The sequence below is a fragment of the Streptomyces sp. NPDC048383 genome (genome assembly GCF_040651775.1).
In the GTDB taxonomy this organism is placed as follows: domain Bacteria; phylum Actinomycetota; class Actinomycetes; order Streptomycetales; family Streptomycetaceae; genus Streptomyces.
This window is the reverse complement of record NZ_JBEZKS010000006.1, coordinates 149,173-169,521: the sequence shown is the minus strand read 5'-3', so window position 1 is coordinate 169,521 and position 20,349 is coordinate 149,173. Positions and strand designations below refer to the sequence as shown.

Annotated in this window: 17 protein-coding genes; 9 read left to right on the top strand and 8 right to left on the bottom strand. The window is 74.8% G+C overall.

Translation table 11 applies throughout. The annotated features are described in order from the left end of the window. Nucleotides 1–25 precede the first annotated feature (25 nt). Together AB0D46_RS07345 and AB0D46_RS07340 are read left to right on the top strand one after the other, a co-directional pair. Nucleotides 26–1,534 (top strand): FAD-binding oxidoreductase, encoded by a 1,509-nt coding sequence (locus tag AB0D46_RS07345; protein WP_362876300.1) that lies wholly within the window; start codon nucleotides 26–28, stop codon nucleotides 1,532–1,534. Between the two features lie 28 nt (nucleotides 1,535–1,562). Continuing rightward, nucleotides 1,563–3,242, top strand: a complete 1,680-nt coding sequence (locus tag AB0D46_RS07340; protein ID WP_362876299.1) for a hypothetical protein — start codon at nucleotides 1,563–1,565, stop codon at nucleotides 3,240–3,242. Here the strand turns inward: AB0D46_RS07340 and AB0D46_RS07335 are convergent. After that, nucleotides 3,196–3,681 carry a hypothetical protein gene (locus AB0D46_RS07335; protein WP_362876298.1) on the bottom strand — a complete coding sequence of 162 codons (486 nt, stop codon included), beginning with the start codon at nucleotides 3,679–3,681 and terminating at the stop codon, nucleotides 3,196–3,198. The two genes, AB0D46_RS07340 and AB0D46_RS07335, sit on opposite strands and share 47 nt — an antisense overlap. A gap of 437 nt (nucleotides 3,682–4,118) precedes the next feature. On the opposite strand from AB0D46_RS07335, the gene AB0D46_RS07330 reads away from it, so the two are divergent. The 4 genes from AB0D46_RS07330 (at nucleotide 4,119) to AB0D46_RS07315 (ending at nucleotide 8,618) form a co-directional block, all read left to right on the top strand. After that, entirely contained in the window at nucleotides 4,119–5,507 is a 1,389-nt protein-coding gene (locus AB0D46_RS07330) for a sensor histidine kinase (RefSeq protein WP_362876297.1), read from the top strand. Beyond that, nucleotides 5,504–6,184, top strand: a complete 681-nt coding sequence (locus tag AB0D46_RS07325) for a response regulator transcription factor (RefSeq protein ID WP_362876296.1) — start codon at nucleotides 5,504–5,506, stop codon at nucleotides 6,182–6,184. Before AB0D46_RS07330 ends, AB0D46_RS07325 begins: the two co-directional genes overlap by 4 nt. A 173-nt stretch (nucleotides 6,185–6,357) precedes the next feature. After that, on the top strand, nucleotides 6,358–7,401 hold the full coding sequence (locus tag AB0D46_RS07320; RefSeq protein WP_362876295.1) for an alpha/beta hydrolase: 1,044 nt from the start codon (nucleotides 6,358–6,360) through the stop codon (nucleotides 7,399–7,401). Further along, a complete protein-coding gene (locus tag AB0D46_RS07315; RefSeq protein WP_362876294.1) occupies nucleotides 7,398–8,618 on the top strand; it encodes an acyltransferase in 1,221 nt (406 codons plus the stop codon). The genes AB0D46_RS07320 and AB0D46_RS07315 overlap by 4 nt, the downstream gene beginning before the upstream one ends. Nucleotides 8,619–8,691: 73 nt before the next feature. Here the strand turns inward: AB0D46_RS07315 and AB0D46_RS07310 are convergent, their stop codons facing one another. After that, nucleotides 8,692–9,114, bottom strand: coding sequence for a DUF350 domain-containing protein (locus AB0D46_RS07310; protein WP_281205358.1), 423 nt, complete (start codon nucleotides 9,112–9,114; stop codon nucleotides 8,692–8,694). 108 nt (nucleotides 9,115–9,222) lie between these two features. On the opposite strand from AB0D46_RS07310, the gene AB0D46_RS07305 reads away from it, so the two are divergent. Next, on the top strand, nucleotides 9,223–11,073 hold the full coding sequence (locus AB0D46_RS07305; protein ID WP_362876293.1) for a GNAT family N-acetyltransferase: 1,851 nt from the start codon (nucleotides 9,223–9,225) through the stop codon (nucleotides 11,071–11,073). Here AB0D46_RS07305 and AB0D46_RS07300 read toward each other — a convergent pair. Beyond that, nucleotides 11,028–13,097, bottom strand: coding sequence for an AMP-binding protein (locus AB0D46_RS07300; protein ID WP_362876292.1), 2,070 nt, complete (start codon nucleotides 13,095–13,097; stop codon nucleotides 11,028–11,030). The two genes, AB0D46_RS07305 and AB0D46_RS07300, sit on opposite strands and share 46 nt — an antisense overlap. 150 nt (nucleotides 13,098–13,247) lie before the next feature. Here AB0D46_RS07300 and AB0D46_RS07295 point away from each other — a divergent pair, with 150 nt between their 5' ends. Then, nucleotides 13,248–15,149, top strand: a complete 1,902-nt coding sequence (locus AB0D46_RS07295; protein WP_362876291.1) for an ABC transporter ATP-binding protein — start codon at nucleotides 13,248–13,250, stop codon at nucleotides 15,147–15,149. A 47-nt stretch (nucleotides 15,150–15,196) separates the two neighbouring features. Continuing rightward, on the top strand, nucleotides 15,197–15,577 hold the full coding sequence (locus AB0D46_RS07290) for a VOC family protein (protein WP_362876290.1): 381 nt from the start codon (nucleotides 15,197–15,199) through the stop codon (nucleotides 15,575–15,577). Nucleotides 15,578–15,646: 69 nt separating this feature from the next. On the opposite strand, the gene AB0D46_RS07285 is transcribed toward AB0D46_RS07290, so the two are convergent. Genes AB0D46_RS07285 through AB0D46_RS07265 form a run of 5 tightly spaced genes read right to left on the bottom strand, consistent with a single transcriptional unit; the run spans nucleotide 15,647 to nucleotide 20,274 of the window. Further along, complete coding sequence (locus tag AB0D46_RS07285; RefSeq protein ID WP_362876289.1) at nucleotides 15,647–17,212, bottom strand: AAA family ATPase; 1,566 nt, start codon at nucleotides 17,210–17,212, stop codon at nucleotides 15,647–15,649. A 17-nt stretch (nucleotides 17,213–17,229) separates the two neighbouring features. Next, nucleotides 17,230–17,823, bottom strand: a complete 594-nt coding sequence (locus AB0D46_RS07280) for a hypothetical protein (protein WP_362876288.1) — start codon at nucleotides 17,821–17,823, stop codon at nucleotides 17,230–17,232. Nucleotides 17,824–17,825: 2 nt separating this feature from the next. Further along, the gene (locus AB0D46_RS07275) at nucleotides 17,826–18,011 is read right to left on the bottom strand and encodes a hypothetical protein (RefSeq protein ID WP_362876287.1); all 186 of its coding nucleotides are present in this window, start codon (nucleotides 18,009–18,011) and stop codon (nucleotides 17,826–17,828) included. Further along, nucleotides 18,008–19,780: a hypothetical protein gene (locus tag AB0D46_RS07270; protein WP_362876286.1), complete on the bottom strand. Its 1,773-nt coding sequence runs from the start codon at nucleotides 19,778–19,780 to the stop codon at nucleotides 18,008–18,010. Before AB0D46_RS07270 ends, AB0D46_RS07275 begins: the two co-directional genes overlap by 4 nt. Next, nucleotides 19,777–20,274 carry a hypothetical protein gene (locus tag AB0D46_RS07265; RefSeq protein WP_362876285.1) on the bottom strand — a complete coding sequence of 166 codons (498 nt, stop codon included), beginning with the start codon at nucleotides 20,272–20,274 and terminating at the stop codon, nucleotides 19,777–19,779. Before AB0D46_RS07265 ends, AB0D46_RS07270 begins: the two co-directional genes overlap by 4 nt. Between the last annotated feature and the right edge of the window lie 75 nt (nucleotides 20,275–20,349).

Genomic DNA, 20,349 nt, shown 5'->3' with positions numbered 1-20,349 from the left:
GGTCGGGCGGTGGCAGGAAGGAGGGATGAGCCTCCAACGCCGCCGGGTCCTCGCGGGTGCGGCCGCCGCAGTCCTGGCCGGGGTCGGGGCGGCCGGCCCTGCGCCCGACGTCGGGGCTCTCGCCCGGGCGATGGACGGCCGACTGGTCCTGCCGGGTGACGGGGACTACGCCGAGGCACGACAGTCGTTCCAGCCGCGCCACGACACCGTCGCCCCAGCGGCCGTGGTCTACCCCGCGCACGCCGGTGACGTGGCCGTCTGTCTGGAATTCGCCCGCCGCTCCGGCGTCCCGGTGGTGCCGCGCGGCGGCGGCCACAGCTACCCGGGGTGGTCCACGGTGGCCGGCGGGCTGGTGATCGACGTGGGGGCGATGGCCCGGATCACCCTCGCGGGGGACGAGGTCCGGATCGGTGCGGGCGCCCGACTCGCCGAGGTGAACGCCGACCTCGCCGCCCGCGGCCGGGGAATCCCCGCCGGACTGTGTCCGTCCGTCGGGATCGCCGGGCTCACCCTCGGCGGCGGCCTGGGCCTGTCCTCCCGCGCCCACGGCACCACCTCCGACCGGCTCCTCGGGGCCCGGGTGGTGACCCCGGACGGGGTCGTACGGGAGACGGGCGCCGGGGCGGACCCGTCGTTGTACTGGGCGCTGCGCGGGGGCGGCGGAGGGAACTTCGGGGTCGTCACCGAGTTCCGGTTCCGCACCCATCCGGTCGGCGACGCCGCGTTCGCCGAACTGCACTGGCCGGCCGCCGGATCCGCGGCGGTGCTCGACGGCTGGCAGCGCTGGCTGGGCGCGCTCCCCGATCCGTTCTGGAGCCAGGTGGAGTTCACCCTGGAAGCCGGTCCCGTGCCCGCCCCGGCCGTACGGATCGTCTGTCTCGACGGGCGCGCGGAACTGGAGCGCCACCTGACCCGACTCGCCGACCTGGTGGGCCGGGGACCGCAGGACAGCTGGATCGTCGTACGGAGCCACGGCGACACCCTGCGGGCGATGGCGGGCTGCCAGGAGCGGACCGCCGCCCAGTGCCGGCTGCCGGGCACCCTGCCCGGCCGGGACCCCCGGGGCCGCCTGGGCCGGGAGTCCTACGCGGCCCGCTCCGACTTCTGGCGTGCGCCCGGGCTACCCCGGGGCGCGGTGGCGGCGGTGCTGGACGCCGCTCGGCGGTACGGGCGCGCCGTACCCGCCGGCGGGCGCGGGGTGATCCAGTTGGACGGGGTGTGCGGCGGGGCGGTGAACCGGACGCGGGCCGACGCGACCGCCTTCGTCCACCGTGACAGCGCGTTCCTCGCCCAGTACCTCGCCCATTGGCCCGAGTCGGCGTCCACCACCGAGGTGGCCGCGCACCGGGCCTGGCTGGACGGACTCTGGCAGGACCTGCGCCCGTGGGCGGGCGGCCGCGCCTACCAGAACTACGCCGACCCGAAGCTGACGGCCTGGCGGGAGGCCTACTACGGGCCGAACCTGCCCCGGCTGGAGGAGGTCCGGCGTTCCTACGACCCCGGCCGGCTGTTCCGTTTCCCCCAGGCCGTCTGACCCCCGTCACCAACAGGAGTGAGCAGGCATGCGACGTACGTTGACGGTGGTGGCGGCCGCGGCCGCACTGCTGCTGCCCGGTGGGCCGCTGCCCGCCGCCGGGTCGGCCAGCGCGGAGGCGGCCGCCGGACTCTGGTCGTCACGCGAGGCCGCCGCGTTCTGGACACCGGAACGGATGGCCTCCGCCCTCCCGATGCCCGACCCGGTCCCTGACGCGCCGCCCGGCGTCCGGGGGGCCGCACTCCCCGTACCGGATCCGGCGGCGGGGGGCGGCCTGCCGGAGCCGCAGGAGCCGGTGGGGGACGGCGCGGTCGCGAACGGATCGGGGCCTGACGGCTCCCCGACGGCCGACGCTCCGGCGGATCCTGCCGCGTCCGGCCCTGCGGGAGAACCCCCGGCGGGGCAGGATCCGCCGACCGCGGCTCCGAAGGGACACGACACCGCGGCCGGGTCCGCCGACGGGCGGGCCGCCCCGGAACCGGGACCCACGTCGGCGTCGGCATCGGCATCGGGCCGGACCGGTGGGGCCCCCGCGGCCCCCACGGCACCCGCACCGACGGTCCCGGCCGAAGCCGCCGGGCAGGGCGGCGGGCCGGGCGAACCGATTCCGCCCGCTCCCGCGTCGGCCACCCCCGCGACGGGATCCGTCCCCGGCGTTCCCGAAGCGACCGCGCCCAACCCGGCCCCCGCCCTCCCGGGCGCTCCCGCCGGCCCGTCCGCAGGGGCGACCCCGACCGGCCCGGCCCCCGCACTCCCGGACGCTCCCGCAGGCCCGTCCGAAGCGGCGACCCCGACCGGCCCGGCCGTGCCCACGCCCGGCTCCCTCCCGGAACCCGCACCCGCCACCCCGACCGGCTCGGCGGAACCCGCTCCCGGCGCCACCGGCCCCGTACCCTCCCGGCCCGCGCCGGCGCCGCGGCCCGCGCAGCCCGCTCCGAAGCCGACGCCGAAGCCCGTCGCCGCGCCGATCCCGGCGTCCGCCCGGGCCGGCGTGGGCAAGGACTTCGGCGGGAGCCCGGCCGTCGGGCGGATGTTCGTCATGAAGGGCGGCGGCGCGTACTTCTGCACCGCGAGCGTGGTCTCCTCCCCCGGCCGCAACCTGGTGCTCAGCGCGGCGCACTGCCTGCTCGGACCCGACTCCCGCCGGGTGGCCTTCGTACCGCGCTACACCAAGGCGAAGCCGCAGCCGTACGGCATGTTCCCGGTGCTGCGCGACGCGGGCGGTCGGCCGAGGATGTGGATCGACCCGCGCTACCGGCGCGAGGGGCCCGACCGGGCCGCCACCCTCGACGTCGCCTTCGCCCGGGTCGGCCCGAACTCCCGCGGGACGGCGGTGGAGAACGCGGTCGGCGGGAACCGGCTGGTCACCGGGGCCACGTTCGCGCACTCCCGGGTCACCCTGATCGGCTACCCCTCGTCGGCGGCGCGCCCGCGCGTCTGTTTCAACCGGACGACGAAGTTCACCAGCAAGGAGGTGAGGATCCCCGGCTCCTTCCTGCGGATCGCCTGCACCGGCTACCCGGGCGGCACCAGCGGCGGCCCGTTCCTGACGCGCTACAACCAGCGGACGGGAACCGGCGACGTGGTCGGGGTCATCGGCGGTTGGAAGACCGGCGGGACCACGCCCGACATCTCCTACAGCTCGTACTTCGGCGCGCAGGTCAGGAAGCTGTATCAGGCTGCGGTCTCCGGGGCGCGGGTGGGCTGAACACGGGCGGGGGGAGCACGCGTGGACCGAGCACGCGTGGCGGGAGCACGGGTGGCGTGAGCACGCGTGGGGTGGGCACGGGCGGGGTCAGGCCCCGTACCCGGCGGGTCCGGCGCGGGTTGCCCACCGAACGCGGGGTGGCCGGTACGCCCTCGGCGGTCAGCGGGTCGGCCGGCGCGAGGGTGAGCCGGCGGCGCAGGTCCGCGAGGGCCGCGTGCACCGGCGCGAGGGCGACCTCGGCGCCGGGGTCGATGAGGGCGAGGGCGTGCGCGGTCGTCTCGATCGTCTCGGCGGCGTCCTCGGCGGCGGTCCGGCTCCACCCGCCGGGCCCGCCGTCGCCCCAGAGCCGGACGGCGTCGTAGAGGTGACAGGCGGCGTCGGCCGCGGCGTCGGCCCGTTCTGCGACGCCCGGCGCCGCGATGGTCGGCAGCAGCTCCATGCCCGCTCAACGAGCGGGACCCGCCGGGGGAACGAGCCCGGGGCGTCGCATCCGCCCCGAGTTCGCGCCCCGAGTTCGCGTCCGGGGTTCGCCGCGGGGTCGGACGACCTGCGCCTCATCGAACCGGCGGAGCGCGCCCCGGTCGCGGCAGTGGTCCGGGCACGATGACGGGGCGGTTCCCGGCCGGACACGGCCCCGTACCCGGGAAGCGGTCCGGCGGAAGCCGACGGGCGAGCGCCGGTCAGCTCGGGCCTCGGCACAACCGGCCCCGGGGACCGGCGGCGGTCCACGGGAACGACGGGCCACGGGAACGACGGGCCGCCGCCCCTGGCGTCGTACCGAGCCCGGCACTGCCGCGTGCGGGTCCGTGCCCTCTGCCACACCGGGCCCCTCTCCCCGCGTCCGCGCGGGCCCCCGGCGCATAGGGTGGTCCGATCATGAGTCTCAGAGACCGGTTCCGTGCCCGCGGCGCCGCCCCCGACGCGGGTCGCGCCGTCGGGGTCGAGCGTGCCGCCAGGAGTTCTCGTACCGGGCGGGGGGAGGCCGGCGCGCGGGCGCGGGTCTCCGTCCTGCTGCGGGCCCCCGCCCGGCCGGGCGAGCCGCTGTTCGCGCGGGCGCCGGCGCGGTGGCAGCGGATGCTGCCGTACGTGGTCGTCGGCATCTTCGTCGTGACGCTGATCCCGGTGACGATCGCCGTGCTGATCAACGACTACGGTCTGGGCGGCGGCTGGGCGGGTGCGCTGGGCGTGGCGCAGACGGTGCCGCTGCTGCTCGCGGTGACCCGGCCGGTGGCCGCGTGGGGCATGGTGCTCCTCGCGGACGTGGTGGGGGCCCTGCTGCTGATGGGCGCCGACCGGGTGGCCGGAGGGTCTTGGCCGTGGCCCCCGATGGTCATCGTCGGGTACCTGGTGCTGATGGCCTGTCTGGGACTGCGCGAGTCGATCCGGACGCTGGTCCAGGTGTGGCTGGCCACGGGCGCGGTCGGGATGGTGCTCGGCGGCTTCCTCCAACCGGGCGGGGTGACCAACACCGGCGCGTTGCTGTTCGTGTTGGCCGGTGCGCTGTTGGCGGTGACCGGGGTGCTGCGCGGGCTGGGTGACGCGCAGCAACGCGTCGCCGAGCAGGAGAGCATCAGCGAGGCGGAGCGGTCGCGACGGACGTTGCTGGAGGAACGGGCGCGGATCGCGCGGGAGTTGCACGACGTGGTGGCCCACCACATGTCGGTGATCACGGTGCAGGCCGATTCGGCGCCGTACCGGCTGCCCGGCATGGCGGAACCGGTGCGTGCGGAGTTCGAGGCGATCGCCGCCGGCGCGCGTGAATCCCTGGGCGAGATGCGGCGGTTGCTGACGGTGCTGCGCGGTGACGGGACGGGTGACGGCGAACGGGCCCCGCAGCCGGGGATGGACCGGCTCCAGCAGTTGGTGGAGGCGATCGTACGGGCCGGGCAGCCGGTGGAGTTGTCGCTGGCGGCCGGCGCGGCTGAGGGGGTGCCGCCCGCGGTGGACCTGTCGGCGTACCGGATCGTGCAGGAGGCCCTGGCGAACGTGGTGCGGCACGCGCCGGGCGCGCGGACCCGGGTGTCGGTGACCCGGGATGCCGGGGAGGTGCTGGTGTTGGTGGTCAACGGCCCGGCGCGGGACGCCGTGGTGGAGCTGGAGGGTTCGGGTACGGGCCACGGTCTGGTGGGGATGCGCGAGCGCGTACGGTTGACCGGCGGGACCCTGGACACCGGGCCGCTGCCCGACGGGGGCTTCCGGGTCGCCGCCCGCCTCCCGCTGCACGGCGGGGACGGGTCCGCCGAGACGAACGAGGACAGCAGTTGACCATCCGCGTGATCATCGTCGACGACCAGGCCATGGTGCGCGCGGGGTTCGCCGCGCTGCTGTCGGCGCAGGCCGACATCGACGTGGTGGGCGAGGCCGCCGACGGGCGCCAGGGCGTGCTGGTGTCGCGGACCGTGCACCCCGACGTGGTGTTGATGGACGTACGGATGCCCGAACTCGACGGGCTCTCGGCGGCCCGCGAGCTGCTCGATCCGCCGCCCGGGGTGGTGCACCGGCCGAAGGTGCTGATGCTGACGACCTTCGACATCGACGACTACGTGTACGAGGCCCTGCGCGCGGGCGCGTCCGGGTTCCTGCTGAAGGACGCCCCGCCGGCGGACCTGATCGCCGCGGTTCGGATCGTCGCCTCGGGCGAGGCGCTGCTGGCGCCGTCCGTGACCCGGCGCCTCATCGCGGACTTCGTCCGGCAGCGGCCGGCGCCGCGCAAGGATCCCGCGCTGCGGTTGAACGGGCTGACGCCGCGTGAGACCGAGGTGTTGGAACTCATCGCGCGGGGGCTGTCGAACCAGGAGATCGCCGCCCATCTGGTCCTCGCGGAACAGACGGTGAAGACCCACATCGGTCGGGTGCTGGGCAAGTTGGACCTGCGCGACCGGGCGCAGGCGGTCATCTTCGCGTACGAGGCCGGTCTGGTCCACCCCGGCGACTCCGCCTGACCGGCGGACGCCCTTCGACCCCGGGTCCGAACGGGTCCGCCACCGGACCCGAACCGGCGTCGTCTCCTCCACCCCCTACTGGGGTATGACCCTCGGGTTGGCTCCCCGGTGGGACGTGCCTGGCGGTACCTCCTTCTTACCTTCCTCCTCGTCACGAGGAGAGGAGAAGGGGCATGCGCCGCTTCGCAAGGACCATGGGGGCGGCCGTGCTGGCCGTGGCCGTCGTCGCGGGAACCGCCGGTTGGGCCGCGGGGGACAGTCAGGTCGTGGTCACCGGGCCGCCACCGGGTGCCGCCGCATGGCGGGCCGCCGGCACGGCGGAGCGGCCGTTGCCCGATCCGTGGACGGCGACGCCGGCCGAGGTCGCCCGGTTCTTCGGCGGACTGGACACCGACCGCGAGCGGGAGTTGCTGCGCGCCCACCCGTTGGTGGTGGGCAACCTGGAGGGGACTCCTCTCCCCCTGCGGTACGAGGCCAACCGGCTGGCCATCACCGCCACGGGTGAGGCGCGCTTCGCCTCCCTCGCCGCTCCGGGCCGGCAGATCCTGGCCTTCGACCCCCGGGGGCGGGGTCAGGTCGTCGAGGTGTTCGGGGATCTGGAGCAGGCCGTGCACGTCTCGGTGATCGTGCCCGGGGCGGACAACGACGCCGTGTCCCACGACGCCCCGCGCAGGCCGGCCACCGGCCCGGCGGGCACGGCCCGCGCGTTGTGGGCGGCGGCGGGCGGGCGGGGCGCCGTCATCGCGTGGAGCGGTTACACGACGCCGGTCGGGGTCGGCGTGGACGCGGCGTCCGGCCGGCTCGCCGAGGCCGGCGCGGTCCGGCTGGCCCGGTTCACGGCGGGCCTCGACGCGGTCGGCGCCCCCGATCCGGTGCTCTTCTGCCACAGTTACGGCTCGGTGGTCTGCGGACTGGCGGCCCGGCACACCGATGCCCGTGACGTCGTCGTGTTCGGCTCGCCGGGGATGCGGGCGGGCCACGTCGGCGCGCTGCGGACCGGCGCCCGCGTCTGGGCCGCCCGCGGCCCCTCCGACTGGATCGCCGACGTACCGAACGTGGAGGTCGGCGGGATCGGGCACGGCGCCGACCCGGCCTCCGCGGGGTTCGGCGCCCGCCGGATCCCCGCGGGCGACGTCGAGGGCCATACCGGCTACTTCGCCCCCGGCACCCGCACCCTGACCGCGTTCGCCTCGATCGCGCGGGGAGAGTCCCGATGAGCGCGATGTCCCTCGTGCGCGGGGCGGCCGAACGGATCGAGCGGCGGACCCCGTCGCACCGTGACCGGGCCGTCGACGGGCTGCGGGCCCTCGCCCTGCTCGCGGTGCCGACCGGGCACTGGCTGCTCGGCGGCTTCACCCTGGACGCCGACGGCGGCCTGCACAACGCCAGCCCGCTCGCCGCCTTCGGGGGCCTCGCCCCGGCGAGCTGGGTGCTCCAGATGCTCGGCGTCTTCTTCCTGGTCGGCGGTTACGCCTCGGTGCTGTCCTTCCGGCGTCGCCCGGGCTCCACCGGGGCCTGGCTGAAGGCGCGGATCGTCCGGCTGGGGCGGCCGGTGCTCGGGGTGACGGCCGTGTGGGCGCTGGTCGCACCGGTGTTGTACGCGGCGGGGGTGCCGGAGGTCACCCTGCGGACCGGGGCCACGCTGGTGGTCCAGCCGCTGTGGTTCGTCGGGGTGTACGTGGTGGTCACGGCGCTGACCCCGTACTGCGTGCGGGCGGCGCGGCGGCTCGGCGGATGGGCGGCGGCTCCGCTGCTCGTGTCCGTCGCGGTGGTGGACCTCCTGCGCTACGGGCCGTTCGCGGAGGCCGTGCCGTCCTGGCTGCCGGTGCTGAACGTGCTGCCGGGCTGGCTGTTCGCGTACCAGCTGGGCGTGTCGTGGGGTGAGGGGCGGATCGGGCGGCGCGGGGCGTGGCTGCTGCTGGCGGGCGGGGCCGCGCTGTTCGCCGTACTGCTGGTGGTGTTCCACTACCCGGCGTCGATGGTCGGGGTGCCGGGTGAGGCGCGGACGAACTCGCACCCGCCGTCGCTGCTGGTGGTGGCGCTGGCCTCGGCGCAGTCGGGGGCGGCGATCCTGCTGCGGGACCGGTTGGCGGGGCTGCTGGCGCGGCCGCTGCTGTGGGCGCCGGTGGTCGTGGTCAACCTGTGCGCGATGACGATCCTGTGCTGGCACCAGAGCGCGATGCTGCTGGCGGCCGTCCCCGCCTCCCTGGTGGGTGAGGTGGCCGGTCTGACGACGGCGCCCGTGACCGCGGGGTGGATCGCGGCGCGGGCCGCGTGGCTGCCGGTGTTCGCGCTGCTGCTGGTGGTCATCGCCCGGTACGCGCGCCGCTTCGAGGCGCCGCCCGCGGCCGGCCGGCGGTCTTCGGTGGCGCGCAGGGCCGTGGCGGGGCTGCTCGCGGCGGGGTTCGCGGTGTTCGCCCTGGGTCTGGCATAGCAGCCGCGGACAAGGCGAGAGCGCCGCTCCCGATGGGGAGCGGCGCTCTCGTGGGTGCCTTGCGGGCGCCGGGTCAGGCGATGGAGGCCGCCACGATGGCGGCGACGGCGAGGTTGCAGCACGCGGTGACCCAGACGGCCGGGTGCGGCTCCGGGTCGACGACGATGGCGCCGAGCTTGCCCGGGGTGACGAGGTCCAGCACGAGGAAGGCCACCGCCATCAGGATCAGGCCGAGCAGGCCGAAGGCCGCGGTGGACAACAGGCCCTTGCCGAAGTCCTCGTACGTGGTCCAGATCGAGGTGAAGACGATGCCGCCGATGCCGAGGAGCGCGGAACTGAGCAGGAGGGCGGCGTTGCGGTTTCGCTCCTCCCAGATCTGCTTCGGGAGCTTCCCGGGCGTCAGCACGTCCACCAGGACGATGCCGAGGATCAGCAGCACCAGGCCGAGGGCGCCGAACGCGCTGGTGCGGCCGAGTCCGTTGATGATGTCGCTCATTGAGAAGCCTGTCTCCGGGTGGGTAGGAAGGGTGGCGGTGGGCGTACCTGCCGTGGGCTGGCCGAATCTATCGCACGGCCCGGTGGTGGACCATGGGGAGGTCAGGAAATGGCAAAGGTCAGAACCGCACGGCCCGCGGAGGCGGCGGAGCTGACGGCGCTGGTCCTGCGGTCCAAGGCGTACTGGGGGTACGACGCGGAGTTCCTCGCCGCCTGCGCCCCGCAGTTGCGGATCGCGGGCGCGCAGGTGGCGGCCCGGCGGATCGTGGTGGCGCAGGACGAGGGCGACGGGCGGGTGTTGGGTCTCGCCTCCCTGGAGGGGTCGTGGGAGCGCGCGGAACCGGCCGGCTCCGAGGAGTCCCGGGGCGGTCGGGTGGCGCGGCTCGGGCTGCTCTTCGTGGAGCCGGACGCCATCGGGCGGGGCATCGGCCGGCTGCTGTACCGGGACGCGGTGCGCCGGGCCGCCGCCCTGGGGGTCGGCCGGCTGCTCATCGACGCCGATCCGCACGCGGCGGGCTTCTACCGGGCGATGGGCGCGGCGCCCTCGGGCAGGTCGCCGGACGGTCTGTTCCGCTTCGAGGTGGCTCCGGTGCCGCCGGCCGGCTGGGCGCTGGCCTGGACGGGCGGCGTCGCTGCCGTGCACCTGGGCAACGTGGCGGAGTTCAACGCCCAGTTCCAGGACCCCTCCTTGGACGACCGGCAGCACGCCGCGCACCACTACGCCTGCCTCGCCGCCTTCTACAGCCCCTCCCCCGCCGTCCTGGTCCTGCCCCGGGCGGTGCCGCCGGGCTGGATCCGGCTGCTGGGCCGACAGTTGGGATGGGGGCCGGAGGTGGAGGTGTACGACGGGGTCGCGGAGCGGGATCCCGGGCTGTCGGACGCCGTACGGGCCCGGCCGGCGCTGGCCGGGCGGGTCACGGGGCGCGGGCTGCCCCTCGTACCGTGGGGGCGGACCGCGGCGTTCAGCGAGCTGGCGGGCCTGCCGTGGCGGCCGCGGGAGTTGCGCCACGAGTCGAAGTCGGCGGCGCACGAACTGTTCGGCCGGATCCTGGCGGGCGGCGGGCATCCGCTGATCGTGCTGCCCGGGCAGTGGCGGGCGGGTACCCGTCGGACCGCGGTACGCCTGCTGGCTGCGCGGGCCCGGGCGGGCGAGAGCACCGTTCTCAAGTCGGAGCACGGCGTGGGGGGTTCGGGCACCACGGTGGTGACGCCCGCCGGGGTCCGGGCGGCGGGCGGGGCGCGGGCCGTGCTGCGGGGCCTGCCGCGCGGGCCCCTGCTGGTGGAGGAGTACGTCCCGGGCCCGGCGGGCGCGGACGCCGGCCCCCGGGACCTCACCTACGACGGTTTCGTGGACGGGGCGGGCCGGCTGCACGAGGTCGGCGCGGCCGTGATGGACGTGGTCGACGGCGCCTACCGGGGTGCGACGGTGGGGCCCGGGGTGGTGCCGGGGGCGCTGGAGGGACCGCTGTCGGCGTTCGGTCGGGCGGTGGGCCGGGGGTTGGCGGAGTACGGCTACCGGGGCTGGTTCGACGTGGACTTCGTCGTCGACGGGCGGGGGCGGCTCGCGCCGACGGAGACCAACCTGCGGCTGACCGGACCGTCGGTCGCGTTCATGGTGGCGGCGCGGCTCGACGTGCTGCGGGGCGCCGGGCACCTCGTACGGATCGTCGACCGGGTGGAGCTCGGCGCCCGGCTGCCGCAGGCGCAGTGGGACGAGCTGTGCGCGGGCCTGGCGCGAGCCTGCGCGGAGCTGGGCGCGGTGTTCGTGCCGTCCGTCCCCACGGCGGCCTTCGATCCGGCGCCGTGGTTCGGGATGCTGGTCGCCGCGCGCGAGGCCGGAGTGCTGGACGCGGCCGAAGAACTGGTGCGGGCGCGGGCCCTCGCCGTCGGCGAGGGCTTCGCACCGGCCGGGGTTCAGTCGTCGAAATCGAACGGGCTCGTCGGTCTGCGGGTGACGTAGAAGGCGAGGAGGCCGGCGGCGATCATCAGGGGGACGTTGAAGGCGTAGACGAGGGCGGCTTGGCGGGGCCAGTCCTGTTTGGCGGCCAGCCGGTAGAGGTTGTCCTGCGGCCACCAGGAGACCAGCAGGTACACGATCGCGAGGTGCGCGGCCGTGGTGATGCGCCGGCCGCGCCGTTGGGCGAGCATCCGGCGGCGGCCGTTGAACAGGAACATCACCCCCAGCCCGAAGGCCACGCATTCGAGCGCGTGCAGGAGGCCGAAGAGGACCGCCCAGGTGAAGGGGATGCCGGTGAGGTCGGTCGATCCGGGCCACAGCAGGTTCGTGACGATACGGGCGAAGAGCCCGACGGCGAGTGCGCCGCAGGCGACGGCGCACGACAGCGAGCCCTCGCCGGTGCTCGCGCCGCCGTACTTGGTCGCGCCGGGGCGCGTGCCGTACCCGGGCGGGGTGGGGGCGAGGAGGAGCGGCGGCTGCGGTACCCGCGTCCGGTCCTCCTGGCCGCCGCGGGTGCGGGGCAGGGTGCGCAGCCGGATCACGGCGCGGGGGGCCAGGCCGGCGGGCACCTTCTCGGCGAGGTGGGCGCGGAGTTCCCAGGTTTCGGGGAGGGTCGTGCCCGGGGTCCGGGGCGGGTCGCCGTGCGGCGGGGCGACGTAGGCGACGAGGCGGTCCTCCCCCTTGCCCGAGGGGACGGCGGCCACGATGGCCGCGCCGATGCGGGGGTGGGTGCGGATCGCCGCTTCCAGGGGGTGGGGGTCGACGGGCCGGCCGGCGAGGGTGAAGCGGTCGCGGAGCCGTCCCCCGAACTCCAACAGCCCGTCGGGGCGGAGCCGGCCGAGGTCGCCGGTGGGGACGGCGTCGCCGCCGCCGGGCGGGACGAGGTGGATCTCCCCGTCGTGCACGTCGGCCCGGCAGCCGGGGTGCGGGGCGCCCAGCAGGCAGAGCCGCTCGGGGTCGTCGAGCGGTCGGGGCAGCTGCGGGAGTTCGAACCAGGTGCCGTTGCCCGCGCACTCGGCGAGACCGTAGACGTTGAGCACGCGGGCGCCGGGGCGCAGGGCGGCCTGGAGGGCGGACTGTTCGTCGAGGTGGAGCCGGTCGCCGGTGACGGCGACGAGCCGCAGCGTTGCGGTTCCGGGGTCGGCGTCGCGGCGGGACTGCGCGGGCAGGGACGTCCTGGCGGGGTCGGGCAGCAGGGCGAGGGCGCCGGCGGGGTCGGTGTGCAGCACGCTGACCCGTTCGTCGGCGATGGTCCGCAGCAGGTCCTCGGCGTGCCGCCCGGGTTCCTCGGCCTGCCGCACGGGGTCCCGGGGCAGGACGAGGGCGCCGCCGGAGCACAGGGCACGGGTCCAGCCCGCGGCGAAGGCGGTGGCGTCGGGCCCGCAGGTGAACAGGTGGCGGTCCTCGGGGGTCAGCCGGGCGGTCTCGGCCCAGCCCTCGTGGGCGGCGAGCAGCAGCGCGTGGCCGGTGCGGACCGGGCGGGGTGCGGCCGACCCGGTGAACAGGACGGCGGCGGGCGGGCCGGCCGCGGCTCCGTGCGGTGCCGGGGCGGCGTCCGGTACGGGGCGGGCCGGTGGATCGGCGGGCCGTTCGGCGATCCGGGCGGATTCCGCGTCGAGCAGCAGGGTGCGCGGGCCGTCGATCCGGTCGAGGCGGGCGTGGTGCGGGGTGTGGGTGAGCAGCAGGTCGGGGTCGAGGGCGGCGAGCAGGTGCTCGGCCGTGTGCGGGTCGCCGGTGTCGAGGAGGGCGTACGTACCGCCGGCCTTGAGGACGGCGAGTACGGCGACGAGCAGGTCGGGCCGGGCGGCGCCGGCGACGGCTATCAGGGGGTGGGCGGGCAGGCCCGCCGCCAGGAGGTGGTGGGCCAGCCGGTTGGCCCGCGCGTCGAGCTCCGCGTACGTGAGGCCGTCCGGGCCGGCGAGGAGGGCGGGGGCGTCGGGGGTGTCCCGGGCCCACCGTTCGAACCGCTCCAGGACCGTGTCGAGGGCGGGCCGGCCGGGGCGGGCGGACTTCGGTGCCTGCGTCATCCCCTGATGATGGCACCGCGGGCCGGGCGGCACGAGGAGCCGGGGCGACTCCGAAAGACGTTCGTACGGGCGGGAGTTGGCGGCGCGTACGGGTGGGTTCGACCCCGACACCTTGACCTGAACCAATGTTGAGGTTTTACCGTGGACGCCATGGACATGGAAGTCACCGCGTGGACCTCGCTCCACAGCGCGATCAACGCCCAGCAGGACCGACGCCCCTTCAACCGGACGAGCCTTCGTCGTATCGGGGCCTTCGCCGGTCCGCACCGCCGCGGGCTCCTCCTCTTCCTCCTGCTCAGCGTGCTGGGCGCCCTGCTCGCGGTGGCCACCCCGCTCCTGGCCAGCCGGATCGTGGACGCCATCGTCAAGGGCGGGGACGGCGGGGTGGTCACCCGGCTGGCCCTGCTCATCGCGGTGATCGCCATCGCCGAGGCGGCCCTCGGCCTGCTGACCCGCAAGCTGTCCGCCACGCTGGGCGAGGGGCTGATCCTCGACCTGCGGACGGCGGTGTTCGACCACGTCCAACGGATGCCGGTCGCCTTCTTCACCCGTACCCGGACGGGAGCCCTCGTCAGCCGCCTCAACAACGACGTCATCGGCGCCCAGCGGGCCTTCAGCAACACCCTGTCGGGGGTGGTCGCCAACACGGTGACGCTGGCGCTGACCCTGGTCGTGATGCTGAGCATCTCCTGGCAGATCACCCTGCTGGCCCTGGTGCTGCTGCCGGTGTTCGTGCTGCCGGCCCGGCGGATGGGCGTACGGATGGCGGGCATGCAGCGGGAGGCCTCGGAGCTGAACGCCGCCATGGGCACGCAGATGACGGAACGCTTCTCCGCGCCCGGCGCCACCCTCGTCAAGCTCTTCGGCCGCCCGGCGGACGAGTCCGCGGAGTTCGCGGCCCGCGCGGCGCGGGTCCGGGACATCGGGATCCGTACGGCGATGGCCCAGTCGGCCTTCATCACCGCCCTGACCCTGGTCTCCGCCCTCGCCCTCGCCCTGGTGTACGGCCTGGGCGGCTACTACGCGCTGCGCGGCACCCTGGACGCCGGTTCCGTCGTCGCCCTCGCCCTGCTCCTGACCCGGCTGTACGCCCCGCTGACGGCCCTGGCCGGGGCCCGCGTCGAGGTGATGAGCGCCATGGTCAGCTTCGAGCGGGTCTTCGAGATCCTCGACCTGAAGCCGCTGATCGCGCAGAAGCCGGACGCCCGCCAGGTGCCCGAGGGGCCGGTATCGGTGGAGTTCGACGCGGTCTCCTTCGGCTACCCGTCGGCCGACAAGGTGTCCCTGGCCTCCCTGGAGGAGGTCGCCACGCTCGACACCCGGGGCGGCAGCGAAGTCCTGCACGAGGTGTCCTTCCGGGCGGAGCCCGGCCAGATGGTCGCCCTCGTCGGCTCCTCCGGCGCCGGCAAGTCCACCATCGCCCAACTGCTGCCGCGCCTGTACGACACCGACGCGGGCGCGGTGCGCCTCGGCGGGATCGACGTACGGGACCTCACGGCCGACTCGATCCGCGACACCCTCGGCATGGTCACCCAGGACGGCCACCTGTTCCACGAGTCCGTACGGGCCAACCTGCTGCTGGCCCGGCCGACGGCCACGGAGGAGGAGATCTGGGAGGCCCTGCGCCGCTCCCGCCTGGACGGGCTCGTCGCCTCGCTCCCGGACGGCCTGGACACCGTCGTCGGTGAGCGCGGCTACCGGCTCTCCGGCGGGGAACGCCAGCGGCTGACCATCGCCCGGTTGCTGCTGGCCCGCCAGCGGGTGGTGATCCTCGACGAGGCCACCGCCCACCTGGACAACACCTCCGAAGCCGCCGTGCAGGAAGCCCTGGCGGAGGCCTTGAGCGGGCGGACCGCCCTGGTGATCGCGCACCGGCTGTCCACCGTACGGGCCGCCGACCTGATCCTGGTGGTGGAGGACGGGCGGATCGTCGAACGCGGGACGCACGACGAGCTGCTGGCCGCGGGCGGCCGGTACCAGGAGCTCCACCGGACCCAGTTCGCGGCCACGGGCCGTGCGCCGGGCGGCGCCGTGGCGGCCTCCGGAGCATGATGGCGGCGGGGCCCCGACGCGGGCCGTCACCGATCCGGGAGTGCGTGATGGACATCAAGCTGGAGCTGGTCGCCGTCCCCGTCACCGACGTGGACCGCGCCAAGGCCTTCTACGAGCGGGTCGGCTTCCACGCCGATCACGACGTGACGGTCAGCGAGGAGATCCGCTTCGTCCAGCTCACCCCGCCCGGATCGGCCTGCTCGATCGCCCTGGGCAAGGGCCTCACCCGGATGATCCCGGGGTCGCTGGACAACCTGCAGGTCGTGGTCGGCGACATCGAGGAGGCCTATGCGGACCTGCGGGGCCGGGGCATCGAGGTGACCGAGATCCAGGACATGCCATGGGGGTCGTTCGTCTACTTCTCCGACCCCGACGGCAACGGTTGGGCCGTCCAGCAGACGAAGCCGCGCCCGACCGCCACCGGCTGAGCGCGCGGCCGTCCGCGTCGATCCGTCCCCGCTCCGTCCCGCTCCGTCCCGCGGCGCCCCCTGCCCTCGTCAGTCGTCGAGGAAGACGATGCGCCGGGTCGGCCCGGAGGGGCCCTGGGCGGCCGTCGCCGTGAACCGGCCGGCGGGGACGGCCCGCTCGCGGCCCCAGGCACGGATCTCCTCGATCTGCTCCGGGTTGTTGCGGCTGAGCGGCACCGTGTTGGCGAAGGTGTCCAGGACGAACGCGGGCCGCATGTGCTGCGGGCCGCCGCCCAGGTAGACCTCGGCGCCGACGTCGTGCAGCGCCGCCTCGATGTCGGAGCCCGCGAACCCGTCCGACAACTCCACCAGCCGGGCCAACTGTTCGGGGTCGGGTTCGGTCTTCAGGTAGCGGCGGTAGTAGATGCCGATGATCTCCTCGCGGTCCTGCGCGTCGGGCAGGTCGACGAAGAAGAGTTCGTCGAAGCGGCCCTTGCGGAGCAGTTCGGGCGGCAGGCTGCGGACGTCGTTGGCGGTGGCCACGACGAAGGTCCGCGACTGGGACTCCTGGAGCCAGAACAGGAACTGGCCGATGATCCGCTGCGGGACCCCCGTCCCGTCGCCCGCGCCGGCCAGCCCCTTCTCGATCTCGTCGATCCACAGCACACAGGGCGCCACCCGGTCGGCGGTCTCCAGCGCCTCCCGGAAGCGGCCCTCCGACTCACCCAGGTACTTTCCGTGGATGGATCCCATGTCGAGGCGGTACAGGGGCAGTTGCCACTGCGCGGCGATCGCCTTGGCCGAGAGGGACTTGCCGCAGCCGGGAACGCCCACCAGCAGGACGCCGCGCGGGGGCCGCAGGTCGGTGTCGCGCAGGTCGGCCTGGAGCAGCCGCCCCCGGCGCCGGAGCCAGTCCCGGAGGTTGGACAGGCCGCCCACCGTGTAGTCGGCGTCCTTCAGGGGCACCTTCTGCAGGCCCGTCAGGTCGTTGAAGATGCGGTCCTTGGACTGGGCGAGGACCACGACGTCCCCCGCCTCCACGGATCCCTTCGCGGCGACCGTGGCCATCAGGTTGATCGCCTCGCCCTCGGTGACCCCCACCAGGAACTCGGCGGCGCGCCGGGTGTCGCGTTCGTCCCAGGCGATGGGGATGTGACCCCGGTGGTCGTCGAGGAAGGCGGAGATCGTCGCGTACATCTCGTCGGCGTCGGGCGGGTCCAACTGGAGCCCCATTCCCAGGCGTTGCAGGCCGCTCCAGACCGGACTGTCGGTGATCAGGATGATGCTGCCCATGTTGGTGTCGGCGAGCCGCGCGAGTTCGGCGACGTGCCGGGTCAGCGGGGTGTCGGCGTCCAGGTCGTCCGGTTCGACGAGGACCAGGGTGGCATTGGGGCGTGAGGTGAACTGGGACGCGGCGAACTCCATGGCCCCGGTGAGGGAACGGTCGTCCATCAGGGGCGCGTTGGTCCGCAGGTCGCGCAGCCCGGTGGCCCTGGTGTAGATCCAGAACGGCATGGTGCCGCGCCGGGCGTGGGTGGCGGCCGTGCGTACGAGGCGCAGCGCCCGCTGTTGTTCGATGGTGCGGATGCAGATGACCGGGACCCGGGCGGAGATGTAGCTGTCGAGATCGCGATGGCATTCGGCGTGGTTGGACATGGGGGTACCGGTCTCCGTCAGTCGGTGATGATGCGGCGGCGGGCGGGGGCCGCGGGGTCGTACGACCAGCCCTCGCCCGGCGCCGGTCCCGGCCGGCCCGCCCCGGGTCCGGGGGCGCCGGAGCCGGGCGTGGTCAGCGGGTTCTCGCGCAGGGTGCGGCGGCGGTCCTCCAGGAACCGCGGGTCCGAGCCGCCGCGCGCGGCCCGGTCCAGGGAGGCTTCCAACTGTTCCTGGAAGCCGGTGATCTGGCCCTCGACCAGCTCCGACAGTCGTTCGCGCAGGTCCTCGGGCAGGGACGGGTGCGCGGCGAGGGCGCGGACGGCGTCGAGGCCGGTGCGTGCCTGGACCAGGGCGCGGCCCGCGTCGAACTCGTCGCGGGCGGCCTCCAGGGCGGCGGTCAGGGAGGTCGCCCAGTCGCGCAGGCGCCGGTCGAAGGCGTCGGTGAGGTGCTGGGAGAAGAGCGCCCAGGTGTCCTGGTGGTAGTCGTCGGGGTGCAGTCGCGGGAGCCGGCCGGCCGCCTCGGCGGTGGCGGCGGCCCCGCCCGCGCTCCAGTCCCGCAGGTACCGCGTCCATGTCTGGTAGGCGCCGCCGTGGCCCCACAGGCTGCTCATGGTCAGGGCTGGTCCCGTCGGGCGCCGGGGCGGCGGACCAGTTGTTCCCCGGGTGGCAGCGGGGACCATGCGGGCAGGCCCTCGACGACGCGGCGCAGCCGGGCGGTGGTGCGCTCCTCGGCCGGTTCGGCGCCGGCGGCCCACAGCCTGCGGCGGGGCTGGGGGGCTTCGGAGTCGGATGTGGTCATGAGGGTCGCCCTTCCGGGGTGACGGTACGGCCGGTGAAGGGGGAGTTCCCCTCGGTGGCGGTGGCCAGTGAGGCGATCAGCTCGCGGACCCCGCCCTCGCCGGCGTCGGCCTCCTGGTAGGCCTGTTGCCAGTTGGTGAGGTCGGCGGCGGCGCCGACGAGCCGGTGCAGGGCGTCGCGGCGGGCCTCGCCGAGCAGGAGCTTGGCGGAGTCCTGCGCCTGGCGGGTCCGGGAGGCGCCCTGGTGGATCAGGAGCCAGCCGATGCCGCCGATGAGCAGGGGGATCACGGCGGCCGCGGCGGGGCTGATCGCGTTGCCGATGAACAGGCCGATCACGGCGGCGGCGAGGAGCGCGATCACCTTCGCGGGGTACTTGTAGCCGAGGGCGGCCACGAAGGGGGCGGTGTGCCGGTCCCAGTGGTCACCGAGCTGCTGCTCCAGTTCGGGCAGCGGGGTGTGGTACGAGCCCGTCCAGACGGGCAGGACGAAGTGCTGTCCGGCCACCGGGTGGGTCGCTTCGAAGCGGGCCTGGACGTCCTGCGGCAGGGCGGCCCGGTAGTCCCGGGAGAAGCCCTGGTGGGCGTGGTGGAACCAGTCCCGGCAGGCGGCGACGGCGAGCCGCCGGGTGGCTTCGGACAGGCCGATGGCGCCGGGGTTGAGGGCGGCGGTGCTCTGGACGGTGAGGTAGTCAAGGGTCACGTCGTAGGAGGCCGAGTCGGCGTCGGCGTCGACCCGCGCCCGGGTGGTGTCGCCGTCGTGCGCGACGACGGCCTCCTGGTAGGCGAGGTCGCGGCGCAGGGGCAGTTCCTCGTTGTCGTACTCGGAGACGAGCCGGTCCAGGATGTCGTCGACGGCGTCCTCGATGCGGTGCGTCGGGGCGGGTTCGATGTTCAGGAGGGCCGTGTACTTGTCGAGGACGACCTGCTGCGTGCGGGCGGCGGAGAGCACTTGGCCGAGTTGCGGCCACTGCGGCGAGACCTGGTGCAGGAAGGGGAACTCGGCGCCGGTCACCGTCGGGCACAGGGAGCCGATCTCGGCCCGCCAGCGGTCGATCTGGGCGTCCTGGGCGGCCGTGTCGCTGCCGAGCAGCTCGTGCCATTCGTCCAGGGCCTCGCGGAGCATGGCCCGGCCGGCCGGGCCGAAGGCTCCTTGGGCCACGGATTCCAGGATGACGGCGAACTCGCGGCCGAGGGCGGCCGGGTCCTGGGCCAGCAGGTAGTGGCGCAGCCAGCGCGCCGATTCGGCGTGCCGGCCCTGGCGGCGCAGGACCAGGGCGAAGAACAGCGAGGTGCGGTCCGGGGAGCGGCGGAAGGATTCCTGGACGGCCCGTTCGCACAGGGTGGGGTCGTCGGCCGACCAGGCGGCGAGGGCCACGAGCGCCGGTGCGAGCCAGTACCGGGGGGTCTGGAGCATCAGCTGGTCGCCGACCATCCGGACGGTGTCCTCGGCGACGAGGCCGATGTCGAAGGCCTGGAGCATGCCGACGGCGGTGCGCCGGACCACCTTGTGGTGGCCGAACTCGTGGTCGATCCGGTCCTGGATTATGCCGACGCGGGTCTCCGCCCGCTGGAGCGCCGCCACGAGCCGTGCCTGCGCCGCGAACGCCTGGAACTCGTCGCGCAGTTGCTGGAGTTCGCTGCGGGTCTGCTGCTGCTTCGCCTCGACGGAGTTGACCTGCCCCGAGACGTGGCCGACCTGTTCGGCGACGCCGGCCACCAGTCGGTTGATCTCGGCGACCTTGCGGTGCAGCCCGTGGTCGATTTCCGTCACTTGCCCTCCCCCGATCGCGGCCCGCTGGGCCGCACCACCGAACCGTTCTCCAGTACGGGCAGGACCAGCCCGTCGGAGTAGACCTCCACCCAGGCGTAACTGGGGTTGCGCGCCAGCATCCGGGCCGCGCCGTAGGGATCGGGCAGTACGTCACCCGGTGCGTAGTGGGTGAGGATCGCGCCGAAGAGGTTGAGGATGTGGTCCACGTACGGCGGGCCGAGGTGGCAGCGGGCGAGGAACCCGATGGGCGCGTTGTGGTGCTGGACCTCGTACTGTTCGCGGATCCAGTCGGCGAGCCGGCGCCCGGCGGCGGCGTCGAGTCCCGCGTCGAGCCGGGCCACGGCTTCGAGCAGCTCGGGCGATCGGCTGCGCAGCCGATCGGCCTGGAGTCCGGGCGCGTTGGCGGCGCCGGTCGCGGCGGCCGCCCGGCCGGTGTGCTGGTGGAGGTCCTGTGCGGGTCCTACGACACGGCGTGGACGCTCGATGTAACCCATGGTCTCCCCGTAATGACGCGTGGAGCACGCAGGCTAATGACGTTGCGTCGATCGTGCGACCCCAAAAGGGATTTG

Excerpts from the sequence above, each read along its gene's own strand:
- AB0D46_RS07290 (WP_362876290.1), top strand. The coding sequence starts at position 15,197 with ATGGACATCAAGCTGGAGCTGGTCGCCGTCCCCGTCACCGACGTGGAC.
- AB0D46_RS07340 (WP_362876299.1), top strand. The coding sequence starts at position 1,563 with ATGCGACGTACGTTGACGGTGGTGGCGGCCGCGGCCGCACTGCTGCTG.
- AB0D46_RS07315 (WP_362876294.1), top strand. The coding sequence starts at position 7,398 with ATGAGCGCGATGTCCCTCGTGCGCGGGGCGGCCGAACGGATCGAGCGG.
- AB0D46_RS07265 (WP_362876285.1), bottom strand. The coding sequence starts at position 20,274 with ATGGGTTACATCGAGCGTCCACGCCGTGTCGTAGGACCCGCACAGGAC.
- AB0D46_RS07280 (WP_362876288.1), bottom strand. The coding sequence starts at position 17,823 with ATGAGCAGCCTGTGGGGCCACGGCGGCGCCTACCAGACATGGACGCGG.
- AB0D46_RS07285 (WP_362876289.1), bottom strand. The coding sequence starts at position 17,212 with ATGTCCAACCACGCCGAATGCCATCGCGATCTCGACAGCTACATCTCC.
- AB0D46_RS07300 (WP_362876292.1), bottom strand. The coding sequence starts at position 13,097 with ATGACGCAGGCACCGAAGTCCGCCCGCCCCGGCCGGCCCGCCCTCGAC.
- AB0D46_RS07295 (WP_362876291.1), top strand. The coding sequence starts at position 13,248 with ATGGACATGGAAGTCACCGCGTGGACCTCGCTCCACAGCGCGATCAAC.
- AB0D46_RS07320 (WP_362876295.1), top strand. The coding sequence starts at position 6,358 with ATGCGCCGCTTCGCAAGGACCATGGGGGCGGCCGTGCTGGCCGTGGCC.
- AB0D46_RS07310 (WP_281205358.1), bottom strand. The coding sequence starts at position 9,114 with ATGAGCGACATCATCAACGGACTCGGCCGCACCAGCGCGTTCGGCGCC.
- AB0D46_RS07275 (WP_362876287.1), bottom strand. The coding sequence starts at position 18,011 with ATGACCACATCCGACTCCGAAGCCCCCCAGCCCCGCCGCAGGCTGTGG.
- AB0D46_RS07305 (WP_362876293.1), top strand. The coding sequence starts at position 9,223 with ATGGCAAAGGTCAGAACCGCACGGCCCGCGGAGGCGGCGGAGCTGACG.
- AB0D46_RS07335 (WP_362876298.1), bottom strand. The coding sequence starts at position 3,681 with ATGGAGCTGCTGCCGACCATCGCGGCGCCGGGCGTCGCAGAACGGGCC.
- AB0D46_RS07345 (WP_362876300.1), top strand. The coding sequence starts at position 26 with ATGAGCCTCCAACGCCGCCGGGTCCTCGCGGGTGCGGCCGCCGCAGTC.
- AB0D46_RS07330 (WP_362876297.1), top strand. The coding sequence starts at position 4,119 with ATGAGTCTCAGAGACCGGTTCCGTGCCCGCGGCGCCGCCCCCGACGCG.